Source organism: Streptomyces sp. NPDC058664 (genome assembly GCF_042716635.1).
GTDB lineage: Bacteria > Actinomycetota > Actinomycetes > Streptomycetales > Streptomycetaceae > Streptomyces.
Genome location: NZ_JBHXRW010000017.1, coordinates 14,255 through 28,383, shown reverse-complemented (window position 1 = coordinate 28,383; position 14,129 = coordinate 14,255). Strand labels below are relative to the sequence as shown.

Sequence of the window (14,129 nt, the reverse complement as noted above, 5' to 3'; positions counted from 1 at the left end):
CTGGAACTGGAAGCGCTCCCAGTTTTCTGGTCCTGGGGATCCCCGCCCGGTCACCCCCCCGCCCCGCAGGCCGGGCCGGGCGCGGTGGGACAGGGCCCGGGAGCGCGACCGTCAGCCGCTAGAGAATGGGGCAGTTCCATGACGGAAGGCGTGCCACGCCGGCAGTCGACGCTCGACGAGGTGGCCGAACTGGCCGGCGTCTCGCGGTCGGTGGCCTCCCGTGTGCTCAACAACGCCCCCCACGTCAGCAGGGCCAAGCGGGAGGCGGTCGAGCAGGCCGTCCACCGGCTCGGCTACATACCGAATCCGACCGCCCGCGCACTGGCCACCCGCCAGACGGGGGCGGCCGCCCTGGTCGTCTCGGGCGAGGATCCGTCGATCTTCGCGGATCCGTTCTTCGCCCAGGTGATCGTGGGGGCCTCGGCCGCCCTGGAGGACGCCGACCTGCATCTGATGCTCTGCCTCGCCGCCTCCGACCGGGGTCGTATGCGAGTGGAGCAGCTGATTCGGGCCAAGGGCGCCGACGGAGTGATGCTGATGGCGCTCCGCGAGGACGATCCCCTGGCCCGCCTCGCCGAAGAGGCCGATCTGCCCGTCGTGTTCGGCGGACGGCCGGTCGGTTTAGACCCCCGGTGGTACGTGGACGTCGACAACGTCGGCGGAGCGCGCCAGGCGACGGAGTACCTGATCGCGGCCGGCCGGACCCGGGTCGCCACGATCTCCGGGCGCCTGGACACCGAGGTCGGGCGCGCCCGGTACCGCGGCTACCGGGACGCCATGCTGGCGGCGGGCCTCGAACCGTACCCGCCGGAGGCCGGGGACTTCACCGAGTCCACCGGAGCCGCCGCCATGACCGTGCTACTGGCGAACCACCCGGAACTGGACGGGGTGTTCGCCGCGAACGACAACATGGGGGCCGGGGCGCTGCGCACACTCCGCAACGCCGGCCGGCCGGTCCCCGACGACGTCGCCGTGGTCGGCTTCGACGATCTGGCGGTGGCCCAGATCGCCGATCCGCCGCTGACCACCGTTCATCAGCCCATAAAGGCTCTCGGGCAGGAGATGGCGCGCATGCTCGTGGCGCTCATCAACGGACAGGATCCCACCCCGCTGATCCTCCCCACCCGCCTGGTCGCCCGCGCCAGCGCCTGACGGAACACCCGCCGGGGCCCGCCCCGGCGAGCCCCGTGGGGCCTGCGCGACGAACCCCGCGGGGCCCTCGCGCGTGCGCCCGCACGGCTGCCCGCGAGCGGTTCCCCACCCGCTCGACCGTCCCCGCCCCCACACTTGACAGGCCGTCAAACGGGGCGGCAGGGTTTCGCTACCAGCTTTTTGGGAGCGCTCCCAGCCTTCGGAGCGAAGCCCGGGACCCGCTCTCACCCCGGCCCCGAAGGCCCCCCGCGCACACCGCCGACCGGCCCACCGCCGACAGCCCGCGAGCCGGGCACCGGCCCCGCCCGGCGAACACCTCAACCCCCTTGAAGCATCGAGGAGATGTCATGTCCCGCTTGTCCATGCCGCGTGCCCGTGCCCGTACGCGATCCGCCGCGGTCGCCTCCGCCACCCTCGCCCTCGCGCTCGCCCTCACCGGCTGCGGCTCCTCCGACGACGACGGCTCCACGTCCGCCGGCGGCAAGGTCACCCTGACCGTCGGCACCTTCGGGACCTTCGGTTACAAGGAAGCCGGGCTGTACGACGCTTACATGAAGGCGCACCCCGGGATCACCATCAAGGAGAACCCGACGACCGTCGAGGGCAACTACTGGACCGCCCTCCAGACCCGGCTGTCCGGCGGCGGTCTCGACGACGTCCAGGCCCTGGAGGTCGGCCGCATATCCCTGGCCACCTCTGAGGACCTCGCCGACGCCTTCGTCGACCTGTCCGACGCCCCCGGCGTCGACAAGAAGGACCACCTGCCCTGGAAGTGGGACCAGGCCACCACCAAGGACGGCCGGACGATCGGACTCGGCACCGACGTCGGCCCGATGGCGATCTGCTACCGCCAGGACCTGTTCAAGGCCGCCGGCCTGCCCTCCGACCCCGACGCGGTCGGCAAGCTGTGGGCGGGCGACTGGGCGAAGTTCGTCGACGTGGCCGAGCGGTACCAGGCCAAGGCGCCCAAGGGCACCTACTTCATGGACAGCGCCACCGGACTGTTCAACGCCGTCGTCTCCAGCAGCACCGTCCAGTACTACAAGGACGGCAAGCTCGCCTACAAGGACTCGCCCAGCGTCAAGAACGGCTGGGACCTGGCCGTCAAGGCCGTCCAGGGCAAGACCAGTCAGGGCCTGAAGATGTTCGACACCCCCTGGCAGACCGCGTTCTCCAAGTCCTCCTTCGCCACCACCGTCTGCCCCTCCTGGCAGCAGTCCAACATCCAGCAGTTCTCCGGCCCCGCCAACAAGGGCAAGTGGAACATTGCCCAGCCGCCGGCCGCCGGCAACTGGGGCGGCTCCTTCCTCGCCGTGCCCACGTCCGGCAAGAACGTCGACGAGGCCAAGAAGCTCGTGGCCTGGCTCACCGCGCCCGAGCAGCAGGCGAAGGTCTTCCAGAAGGTCGGAAACATCCCCGCCAACCAGGCCGCCTACGCCCTGCCGGGCGTCGTCGACTACAAGAACCCCTTCATCGGCCCCGACGCCGCCACCGGCCAGATCTTCTCCACCGCCGCCAAGGCCATCAAGCCCGCCGAGAACGGCCCGAAGGCCGGTGACCTGACCGGGGCGTTCGGCACCGGCGTCCAGCTCATGGAGCAGAACGGCAAGACCCCCGAAGAGGCCTGGAACGCCACCGTCCGCCAGATCGACAGCTCCATCCAGTAGTCCTTCCCCTGACTCTCCCCGGCCGCCGTCGCGGGGAGAGGGGGCGGCCGGCCACCGGGGAGCCGGCCGCCCCCTCCCCGTACCGACGCGACCCGCCGTGACCACCGAAGGAACCCGCCCGTGGCCTCCACGACCGCACCCAGCCGCACCGGCCCCGCAGCCCGGCAGGACCCCCAGCCGCCTCCGGCCCGCCCCGCCGGACCGTCCGCCTGGCGCAGCCGCCTGCACCGCTGGGACACCAAAGGCACGCCGTACGCCCTCGTCGCGCCGTTCTTCCTCGTCTTCGCCGCCTTCGGCCTCTTCCCGCTGCTCTACACCGGCTGGCTCTCCTTCCACCGGGTGAGCCTCTACAACGTCGACCGCGCCGAATGGGTCGGCCTGCGGAACTACACGGACCTGTTCACCGGCCAGGTCAGCCACTACTTCTGGAACGCCCTCCTCAACACCTTCACCCTGGGCGTCCTCTCGACCGTCCCGCAGCTGCTCATGGCGCTCGGCCTGGCCCACCTGCTCAACTACCGGCTCCGCGCCCGCGGCTTCCTGCGCACGGCGCTCCTCGCCCCGTACGCCACCTCCGTCGCCGCCGCGACCCTCGTCTTCGCGCTGATCTTCAGCCCCGAGGGAGGCATGGCGAACTGGTTCCTCGGCCTCTTCGGCGCCGGGCCTGTCCACTGGGAGGCCGGCCGCTGGAGCTCGCAGTTCGCGATCTCCGTGATCGTCACCTGGCGCTGGACCGGCTACAACGCCCTGATCTTCCTGGCGGCCATGCAGGCCGTGCCGCGCGAGCTGTACGAGGCCGCCGCCCTCGACGGGGCGAACCGCTGGAAGCAGTTCCTGCACGTCACCGTCCCCGCGCTGCGCCCCACGATCCTCTTCACGGTGATCGTCTCGACCATCGGCGCCACGCAGCTCTTCGGCGAGCCCTACCTGTTCGGCGGCCAGAGCGGCCACCAGGGCGGCACCGACCACCAGTACGAGACCCTCGGAATCCTCATGTACGACCAGGGATTCCACTCCAGCATGCTCGGGCGCGCCAGCGCGGTCGCCTGGACCATGTTCGGCCTGCTGCTGCTCATCGGGCTCGTCAACGCGCTGATCACCCGCCGCCTGCGCGCCTCCCAGTGACGTGGAGTACGACATGACCACCACCACCGCCCCCACCGCCGCCCCCGACCGCCGCCAGGCGAAGGCGCCGCGACCGTCCGCCCGGGCCGGCGCGGCCGGCGGCCAGCACCGGGCCGGGCGGCTCGCCCACGTCGTCCTGGGCCTCGCGGCCCTGGCGTCCCTCTTCCCGCTGTACTGGACGCTGGTCGCCGCCTCCACCGACAGCCACGCGGTCGTCTCCAGCCCGCCGCCGCTGCTGCCCGGCGGCAACCTGTTCAAGAACCTCGGCTACGTGTGGGACAACGCCGGCGGGCGCGGCATGGGCGTCGCCCTGCTCAACTCCACGCTCGTCGCCGGTGCCGTCACCGTCAGCACGGTGACCTTCTCCGTACTCGCCGGCTTCGCCTTCGCCAAGCTCCGCTTCCGCGGCATGAAGGTCATGCTCGGCCTGGTCCTGTCCACCATGGCCGTGCCGGCGCAGCTCAGCGTCGTACCCCTCTTCATCCTCACGAAGAACCTGGGGCTGAGCAATCACCTCGGGGCGCTGATCCTGCCCGTGCTCGTCACCGCCTTCGGCGTCTTCTTCATGCGGCAGTTCCTCTCCCAGGCCCTGCCCACCGAACTCCTGGAAGCCGCCCGCGTCGACGGTGCCAACTCCCTGCGCGTCATCTGGCACGTCGTCTTCCCCATCGCCCGCCCGGCGATGGCCGTCCTGGGCATGCTGACCTTCGTCCAGTCCTGGAACGACTTCCTGTGGCCGATCATCGTCATGAACGGCTCGACCAACCCCACCGTGCAGGTCGCGCTCGCCGGACTAGGCACCGGCTGGTCCACCGACTGGTCCGTCATCACCGCCGGCGCGCTCATCGGCACCGTGCCCCTGCTCCTGGTCTTCGCCCTCTTCGGCCGTCACATCGTCGGCGGCATCACCCAGGGCGCCATCAAGGGCTGATCCCTTTCCCCTCCCGCTCTCTCCTCGTCCCACACCCCTTGTCGAAGGAGCACTCCGTCATGCCCGCGACCCCTGTCACCACCTCGTCCACCCCCACCGCCCGCGCCACCGCGCCCGCCCCGGCGGGCACCGAACGGCTGGACTTCCCGCCGGGCTTCCTGTGGGGAGCGGCCACCGCCGCCTATCAGATCGAGGGCGCCGCGGCCGAGGACGGCCGCACTCCCTCCGTCTGGGACACCTTCTCCCACACCCCCGGCAAGGTCGCCAACGGCGACACCGGCGACATCGCCTGCGACCACTACCACCGCTACCGCACCGACGTCACGCTCATGGCCGACCTCGGTCTCCAGGCGTACCGCTTCTCCCTCTCCTGGCCGCGTGTCCAGCCCGGCGGCCGGGGCCCCGCCAACGCCGCGGGCCTCGACTTCTACAGCCGGCTCGTCGACGAACTCCTCGACGCCGGCATCCAGCCCGTCGCCACCCTCTACCACTGGGACCTGCCCCAGGAACTGGAGGACGGCGGCGGCTGGGCCGAGCGCGACACCGCCGAACGCTTCGGCGAGTACGCGGCCCTGGCCGCCGAGGCCCTCGGTGACCGGGTCGCCCTGTGGACCACCCTCAACGAGCCCTGGTGCTCGGCCTTCCTCGGTTACGGCTCCGGCGTCCACGCCCCGGGCCGCACCGATCCCGCACTCGCCCTGCGCGCGGCCCACCACCTGAACCTCGGCCACGGCCGCGCCACCGCCGCCCTGCGGGACACCCTGCCCGCCCACGCCCGGATCGCGGTCTCCCTCAACCTGCACCAGGTCCGCTCGCTCACCGACAGCCCCGCCGACCTCGACGCGGCCCGCCGCATCGACGCCGTCGGCAACCGGATCTTCACCGGTCCGATGTTCTCCGGCGGCTACCCGGCGGACCTGATCGCCGACACCGAGCACCTCGTCGACTGGACGGAACTCGTCAAGCCCGGGGACGAGGCCGCCATCGGCGCCCCGATCGACCTCCTCGGCATCAACTACTACACGCCGACGGTCGTCTCGGCCCCCACTCCGCAAGCGGCCGCCGCCAACCACTCGCACGGCGCCAGCGACCACTCCCCGTGGCCCGGCTCCGAGGACGTCAACTTCCACCTGCCGCCCGGCGACACCACCGACATGGGCTGGCCCATCGACCCCTCCGGCCTGTACGACCTCCTCATGGCCACCTCCAAGGCCCACCCCGGCCTGCCGCTCGCGATCACCGAGAACGGCGGCGCCTTCCCCGACACCCCCACTCCCGACGGCTGGATCAGCGACCATGACCGGATCGACTACCTCCACCGGCACCTCGCCGCCGTCCACCGGGCCGTCGCCGACGGCGCCGACGTACGCGGCTACTTCCTGTGGTCCCTTCTCGACAACTTCGAGTGGGCGTACGGATACGAGAAGCGCTTCGGAGCCGTCCACGTCGACTACGCCACCCAGCTGCGCACTCCGAAGGCCAGTGCCCGCTGGTACTCCAGGGCCATCGCCGCGAACTCGGTCCCGGGCCTCTGAGAAGTACACGGCCGTCTACCGGCACACGGGCCGCTCCGGCGCTGGAGTCAGGGAGGTGGGGCACCCGCAGGCCCGTGGCGGTGCCGTCCGGGTCGGTCAGGCGGTAGGACCACCATCCGGTGGCGGCCCGGCCAGGCCGCCTCAGGCACAGAGTTCGGCCGTATGTCTTTGCCGACGCTAAGGTATGCCGTCGTACTCGGCGGATCGCTCCCCTGAAGAAGGTGGGAATGGGGCTAATCGATGTGGACCACGCGGGGCTGGTTGTCGCGGCGCAGGCCGGTGACGATCGGGCGCGCGAGGAGCTGATCGCCGCGTACCTGCCGTTGGTCTACAACATCGTCGGCCGAGCGTTGAGCGGACACGCCGACGTCGACGACGTCGTCCAGGAAACCCTGCTGCGTGTCGTGCGCGACCTGCCTGCCCTGCGTGCCCCGGAGAGCTTCCGGTCCTGGCTTGTGTCGATCACGCTCCGCCAGATCAACACCCACCTGCACCGGAAGCACGCCTTCGCCGAGCGGACCACGAACATCGACGAAGCACACCAGATACCGGACGCAGGCGCCGAACCCGTGGACGCGGCGATCCTGCGGCTGCACGTTTCGGACGAGCGCCGCCGGGTTGGCGAAGCCAGCCGGTGGCTTGATCCGGACCATCGGGTGCTGCTGTCACTGTGGTGGCAGGAATGCGCCGGTTTGCTGAGCCGTGACGACATCGCCGCCGCGACGGGGCTCACGGTCGCCCACGTCGGAGTGCGCCTGCAACGCATGCGCGAGCAGCTGGAACTGTGCCGGACGATCGTCGCCGCGCTGGAGGCCGACCCGCGCTGTCCGCAGTTGGACGAGGCCGTCGTCGGCTGGGACGGTCTCCGCGCATCGGTGTGGCGTAAGCGGATAGCGCGGCACACCCGTGGCTGCCCGGTCTGCATGGCGACGACGACAGAACGGGTTCCGGCCGAACTGCTGCCCCTCAGCCTCACGACGCTGGCCGTCCCGGTCGGACTGATCTCCGCGCTGGCCGCCAAGGGCCTGCTGTCGGGTACCGCCGCGAGCGCCGCCGGGCTGGCCACGGCACCCGTCGCCGTCGGCACGGCGACGGGGGGAGGCATGCTGCACAGCGCGCTGATCGGCAAACTCCACGCGGTGACCGCTCATCCGCTGGTGAGCCTCGCCGCCGGCGCGGTGCTCATCGCCGGGACCGCCACCTACGCGACCTGGCCCGAACCGGCGCCTCGGGTGCCCGGCGTCATCGCCGCCCCCACGGTCGGCACTCCCACGCCGATCCCGTCGCGCACCACCACACCGGACAAACCGTCCCCGGTGCGTCCGTCCGCCGTCGCAGGCACTGTTCCGCTGGGCGCACGGTCGCTGGAGTCCGTGGACCAACCCGGCCTGTTCGTCACCTACGCCGGCGACTTCGCGGCGCTCGGCCGAGTCTCCGCGTCCAGCAGCGCGCAGGCTCGGCAACGGGGCACCTTCACGGTCGTCGAGGGGCTGGCCGACACTCGGTGCGTCACCTTCCGCGCCGCGGACGGCCGGTTTCTTCGCCATCACTACCTTCGGCTGCGGCTGAGCGCCAACGACGGCAGCGAACTGTTTCGTGAAGACGCGACCTTCTGTCCGCGCCCCGGGGCGGTCGCAGGGTCGGTGACCCTGCACGCGCACAACTATCCGGGATCGGCCCTCCGCCATCGTGACGATGGCATCTGGCTCGATGGCTCCGACGGCACTCGGACCTTCGCCGGCCAGGCCACCTTCATCATGCGCGGGGCCTGGGGCTGAGAACGGCTCCTGGAGCATCCCGGACCGGGCCGCTCAGTGACAGCGGTGATCCCGCGGCACGAACCCGCTCACGCCTCTCTCCACCCGACAGTGAGCCGAGTGCTGGGCCGAAGCCGGCTTTGCTCCGCATGCCATGGACGACGGCCTCGCCGTGACCGACCGGCCTGAAGGCTGATCACCGCATCCGCCACCGGTGCCACTCCGAACTCCGTCACCGCTGATCGGTGTGGCGCGCCTTCCCCCAGGGACGACCAGACCGCGGGGCTCGGCATAACGCTTTCTGCCTGCGAGACGCATCACTGAGCCAACTTCCGGGCGGCGCGACTTTTCTGTTACGCGACCGCAGGTTCGGAAGCCTCCACTTCAGGGTGCCCTTCCCGCCGCTCACCATGACGTGCCGGTGTGGCAGGTTCCCGACTTCCGTGACGTATCCCTGAAGAAAGCTCTCCCATGACGCGACACACCCAAGAACCCCGGGCGACCGGGACGCAGGAACGGCCGCACGTCCTGCACCGCATCCACCCCGCGGCAGGTCAGGCCGCACCGGCCGACGCGCGCACGACGACGGCACCCAGGGTGACCCGCAACCCCCGAGGAGAATCATGAAGGGCCTGCACCGGCTCAGCCGGCGTCGCCGAACAGTGACGATAGGACTGTCGGCCGCGGCGGTGGTGGCCGGAGTCGTGACGCTCCTCCCCAGCTCCGCCGGAGCCGCGAACCTGGGTACGCAGGCGTCCCCCTCGGGCAGGTACTTCGGCACCGCCGTGGCCGCCGGCAGGCTCGGCGACTCGGCGTACACCGCGATCGCCGACCGGGAGTTCAACATGATCACCCCGGAGAACGAGATGAAGTGGGACGCCGTCCAGCCGTCCCGCGGCACCTTCAACTTCGGCCCCGCCGACCGGATCGTCAGCCGTGCGAAGGAGAACGGCCAGCGCGTGCGCGGCCACACCACGGTCTGGCACTCGCAGCTTCCGTCCTGGGTCGGCTCGATCGGCGACGCGAACACGCTGCGCAGTGTGATGAACGGTCACATCACCACCACGATGACCCACTTCAAGGGCAAGATCTACGCGTGGGACGTGGTCAACGAGGCATTCGCCGACGGCCCCGGCGGCCAGCTCCGCAGCTCGGTGTTCCAGAAGGTCCTGGGCAACGGCTTCATCGAGGAAGCGTTCCGCACCGCCCGTGCGGCCGACTCCTCGGCCACGCTCTGTTACAACGACTACAACATCGAGAACTGGTCGGACGCCAAGACCCAGGGCGTCTACAGAATGGTCAAGGACTTCAAGTCCCGCGGCGTGCCCATCGACTGCGTCGGGCTCCAGAGCCACTTCGGAGCGGGCGGTCCGCCGGCGAGCTTCAAGACCACCCTGGCCAACTTCGCCGCCCTGGGCGTCGACGTCCAGATCACCGAGCTGGACATCGCCAAGGCATCGCCCACCCACTATGCCGACGCGGTCAAAGCCTGCCTGTCCGTGGCCCGGTGCACCGGCATCACGGTGTGGGGCGTCCGTGACAGCGACTCCTGGCGAAGCGGCGAAAGCCCGCTGCTGTTCGACAACAACGGCAAGCCCAAGCCCGCGTACACCGCCGTCATGAACGCCCTCAGCTCCGGCCTGGGTACCACCCCGAGCAAGCCGTCCGACGGTACCGGTACTGGTACCAGTACCGGTACGGGGGAGATCAAGGGCGTGGCCTCCGGCCGCTGTGTCGACATTCCCGCCTCCACCACCGCCAACGGCACCCGGGCGCAGCTGTGGACCTGCGGCGGACAGGCCAACCAGCGTTGGACCCACACCGACGCCAAGCAGTTGAAGATCCACGGCGACAAGTGCCTGGACGCCAAGAGCAAGGGCACCACCAACGGCACCGCGGTGGTCATCTGGGACTGCAACGGCGGCACCAACCAGCAGTGGAACATCAACACCGACGGCACGATCACCGGCGTCCAGTCCGGGCTGTGCCTCGACGCCGTCGGCGCGGCCACCGCCGACGGCACCAAGATCCAGCTGCACGCCTGTGGGGGCGTCGGCAACCAGAAGTGGACCGCCCCGTCCGGGTCGGGCGGCGGCACGTGCGCGCTTCCGTCGACGTACAAGTGGAGTTCGACGGGTGCCCTGGCGCAGCCTGCGAACGGGTGGGCCTCGCTGAAGGACTTCACCCACGTGGTGCACAACGGCGAGCACCTGGTCTACGGGTCGAACTTCAACGGATCGAAGTACGGCTCGATGACGTTCAGCCCCTTCACCAACTGGTCGGACATGGCGTCCGCCGGACAGAGGGCGATGAGCCAGCCGGCGGTCGCGCCCACGCTGTTCCACTTCGCGCCCAAGAAGGTCTGGGTCCTCGCGTACCAGTGGGGTTCGTGGCCCTTCGTCTACCGCACGTCGAGCGACCCCACCAACCCCAACGGCTGGTCCGCGCCGCAGCCGCTGTTCACCGGCAGCATCACCGGCTCCCCCACCGGCCCGATCGACCAGACCCTGATCGCCGACGACCAGAACATGTACCTGTTCTTCGCCGGTGACAACGGCAAGATCTACCGGGCGAGTATGCCGATCGGGAACTTCCCGGGCAGCTTCGGCTCGTCGTACACGACGGTCATGAGCGACACGGAGGCCAAGCTGTTCGAGGCCCCCCAGGTCTACAAGGTCCAGGGCCGGCAGCAGTACCTCATGATCGTCGAGGCGAAGGGTGCGAACGGGCGCTACTTCCGCTCGTTCACGGCCTCCAGCCTGAGCGGTTCGTGGACCCCGCAGGCCGGCAGCGAGAGCAGCCCCTTCGCAGGCAAGGCGAACAGCGGTGCCACCTGGACCAACGACATCAGCCACGGTGACCTGGTCCGTAACAATCCCGACCAGACCATGACGATCGACCCCTGCAACCTGCAGTTCCTCTACCAGGGCAAGTCCCCCACCGCGGGCGGCCCCTACGACCGACTGCCGTACCGGCCGGGTGTCCTCACCCTGCAGCGCTGACTGCCCGATCCACGGTGATTCGCAAGGAGAAACAACCCCCCATGAAGAACCCCACGAACGGTGGACGCCGCGGGCGTCACCGCCGTCGCTGGACCGCGACAGGACTGCTGCTCGGAGCGCCCGCTCTTGTCGTGCCGTATCTCCTGTTCGTACAGGACGACTCGCAGGCCGCGACGGTCGACGGCAATGCCTACTACCGGCTGGTCTCCGTACGCAGCGGCAAGGCGCTGGACGTCAACGCCTTCTCCACGGCCGACGGCACCCGCATCCAGCAATGGACCGACCAGAACACCGCCAACCAGCAGTGGAGGCTGCGACCCGCCGGGGACGGCTACTACGAGCTGGTGAACCGCAACAGCGGCAAAGTGCTGGGCATAGCGGGCGGTTCGTCCGCCCAGGCGGCCGCCGCCGAGCAGCAGACCGACAGCTCCGCCACCTCTCAGGAGTGGCGGATCGACGAGGTGAGCGGTTCCGACGCCGTCACCTTCACCTCCCGCAGGAGCGGCCAGGTCCTGGACGTCTCCGGAGGCTCCACGGCCGACGGCGCGCTGGTCATCCAGTATCCCGGCAAGGGCAGCACCAACCAGCAGTGGAAGCTGGTGAAGACGGCCGAGTCCCAGGCGGCCGGAACCGGACCGTACGTGTGGAACAACGCCCAAGTGGTGGGCGGCGGTTACGTCACCGGGCTGGTGTTCAACCCGCGTGCGAAGGGCCTGCTGTACGCGCGCACCGACATGGGCGGCGCCTACCGCTGGGACGTCGCGGCCGAGCAGTGGATCCCGTTGACCGACTGGGTCGGCGAGAAGGACTGGAACCTGCTGGGCATCGATTCGCTGGCCACCGACCCCGTCGACCCCGAGCGGCTCTACCTCACGGCGGGCACGTACACCAACAGCTGGGCGGGCAACGGCGCGATCCTGCGCTCCACCGACCGTGGCCGCACCTTCAAGCGCACCGATCTGCCCTTCAAGCTGGGCGCCAACGAGGACGGCCGCGGGGCGGGCGAGCGGCTGGTGATCGACCCCGCGAACAACGGCACCCTGCTCCTCGGCAGCCGCAAGAACGGACTGTGGCGCAGCACCGACCACGGGGTGACCTGGAGCCAGGTCTCCTCGTTCCCCGTCAAGGACGGGGCGGGCAGCGGCGCGGGCATCTCCTTCGTGACGTACGGCCCGGCCGGCAGCAGGACGGTCTACGTCGGCGTCGCCGACGAGTCCCGCTCCCTCTACCGCTCCACCGACGGCGGCACCACCTGGCAGGCCGTCTCCGGGCAGCCCACCGGCCAGATGCCGCAGCACGGAGTGCTCTCCGGTGACGGCTCGCTGTACCTGACGTACACCGACGTCGTCGGACCCAACGGCGTGACCGCGGGCTCGGTGTGGAAGTACACGCCGGCCGGCGGGGCATGGAAGAACGTCTCGCCCTCCAAGGGCAGTTACGGGTTCTCAGGTCTGGCCGTCGACCCGCGGAAGCCGTCCACGGTGATGGTGACCACCCTCGACCGCTGGTGGCCCGAGGACGAGATCTACCGCACCACCGACGGCGGCACGACCTGGAAGGCACTGGCCGACAAGTCGGTACGGGACGCCTCCGCCGCTCCTTACGTCGGTACCGGCACCGGGCACTGGATGACCGCCCTCGCCATCGATCCCTTCGACTCCGGACACGTGCTGTACGGCACCGGCAGCGGCATCTGGCGCAGCAAGGACGCCCACGCCACCGACAGCGGCGGCACCAGCCACTGGACCGTGGGGGCCCGAGGTCTTGAGGAGACCGCGGTGCAGGACGCGGTCGCCCCGCCCGGCGGCGCCACCGTCATCTCCTCCTTGGGTGACCTGGGCGGTTTCCACTACGGCTCCTCCAGCTCCCTGACCAGGGTGCCCGCAGGGCGGCTGAAGAACCCGCTGATGATCACCAGTACGGACATCGACTTCGCCCAGTCCAACCCCTCGGTGATGGTCCGCGTCGGCCGTGGCGGCGCGCAGGACGGCGCCTACTCCACCGACGGCGGCAGCAACTGGAGCGGCTTCAGGTCGGAGCCGGTGGGCAGCGCCGACAGCGGGCAGGTCGCACTCGCCGCGGACGGCTCCGCCATCGTCTGGACCGAGGAAGGGCAGGCGCCGTACCGCTCGACCGACAAGGGAACGAGCTGGTCGAGGGTCGGCGGCCTGGGCACCGGCGCCGTGGTCGTCGCCGACCGCTCCTCGGCCAGGACCTTCTACTCACTGGCCGGCGGCACGCTCCACGCCAGCACCGACGGTGGCGCGACCTTCACCGCCCGCGCCACCAACCTGCCCGCCGGCCGGCTCACGGCCGTCCCCGGCATCGCCGGGGACCTGTGGATCGCCGGCGGCGCCAAGGGGCTGCTGCACTCCACCGACGGAGGCCACACCTTCACCGCGCTCACGACGGTGCAGTCCGCCTCCGCCCTCGGCTTCGGCAAGGCCGCGCCGGGCGCCTCCTACCAGGCCCTGTACCTGATCGGCACCGTCAAGGACGTCACCGGAGTCTTCCGCTCCAGCGACAAGGGCGCCACCTGGGTGCGCGTCAACGACGACGCCCACCAGTGGGGCAGCATCAGCGGCGGTGGCGTCGTCACCGGCGACCCCGACACCTATGGGCGCGTCTACATCGGCACCAACGGACGTGGCCTCCAGTACGGCGACCCGTCCTGACCCTCACCCCGAGCGGGGGCCGCAGGTACGACGGCCTGCGGCCCCCGGCAGCGGCGTCGTGGTGCTGTACTCCCGGCCCGGACATGAGTGGCGGACCAGTTGGGGACCAACTCGCCTTGACCGGTCAGCGCGCGACCACGATCGGACTCGGCAGGGAGCGCGGCGCGCGGAGCATCGCGTACTTCCCTCCTGCGGGCCCGCGAGCTCGACGCCGGCAAAGCAGAAACGGATCCTCCCACCTCGTCCCCCTCGGCCTTCTTGAACTCCGACGCTTGATCCACCGCC

Annotated in this window: 8 protein-coding genes; all 8 read left to right on the top strand. The window is 70.4% G+C overall.

All coding sequences use genetic code 11. The annotated features are described in order from the left end of the window. Window positions 1-138 precede the first annotated feature (138 nt). Entirely contained in the window at window positions 139-1,152 is a 1,014-nt protein-coding gene (locus ACFWUY_RS16020; protein WP_384107771.1) for a LacI family DNA-binding transcriptional regulator, read from the top strand. Between the two features lie 347 nt (window positions 1,153-1,499). After that, window positions 1,500-2,819, top strand: a complete 1,320-nt coding sequence (locus tag ACFWUY_RS16015; protein ID WP_384107769.1) for an extracellular solute-binding protein — start codon at window positions 1,500-1,502, stop codon at window positions 2,817-2,819. Between the two features lie 120 nt (window positions 2,820-2,939). Continuing rightward, the gene (locus ACFWUY_RS16010) at window positions 2,940-3,944 is read left to right on the top strand and encodes a carbohydrate ABC transporter permease (RefSeq protein ID WP_384107767.1); all 1,005 of its coding nucleotides are present in this window, start codon (window positions 2,940-2,942) and stop codon (window positions 3,942-3,944) included. Between the two features lie 13 nt (window positions 3,945-3,957). Continuing rightward, the gene (locus tag ACFWUY_RS16005; protein ID WP_384107765.1) at window positions 3,958-4,875 is read left to right on the top strand and encodes a carbohydrate ABC transporter permease; all 918 of its coding nucleotides are present in this window, start codon (window positions 3,958-3,960) and stop codon (window positions 4,873-4,875) included. A 59-nt stretch (window positions 4,876-4,934) separates the two neighbouring features. Next, on the top strand, window positions 4,935-6,410 hold the full coding sequence (locus ACFWUY_RS16000) for a GH1 family beta-glucosidase (RefSeq protein WP_384107763.1): 1,476 nt from the start codon (window positions 4,935-4,937) through the stop codon (window positions 6,408-6,410). A 227-nt stretch (window positions 6,411-6,637) separates the two neighbouring features. Further along, a complete protein-coding gene (locus tag ACFWUY_RS15995; protein ID WP_384107761.1) occupies window positions 6,638-8,188 on the top strand; it encodes a sigma-70 family RNA polymerase sigma factor in 1,551 nt (516 codons plus the stop codon). A gap of 602 nt (window positions 8,189-8,790) precedes the next feature. Next, on the top strand, window positions 8,791-11,169 hold the full coding sequence (locus ACFWUY_RS15990; RefSeq protein WP_384107759.1) for a non-reducing end alpha-L-arabinofuranosidase family hydrolase: 2,379 nt from the start codon (window positions 8,791-8,793) through the stop codon (window positions 11,167-11,169). A gap of 41 nt (window positions 11,170-11,210) precedes the next feature. Continuing rightward, on the top strand, window positions 11,211-13,844 hold the full coding sequence (locus tag ACFWUY_RS15985) for an RICIN domain-containing protein (protein ID WP_384107756.1): 2,634 nt from the start codon (window positions 11,211-11,213) through the stop codon (window positions 13,842-13,844). The last annotated feature ends 285 nt before the right edge of the window (window positions 13,845-14,129 follow it).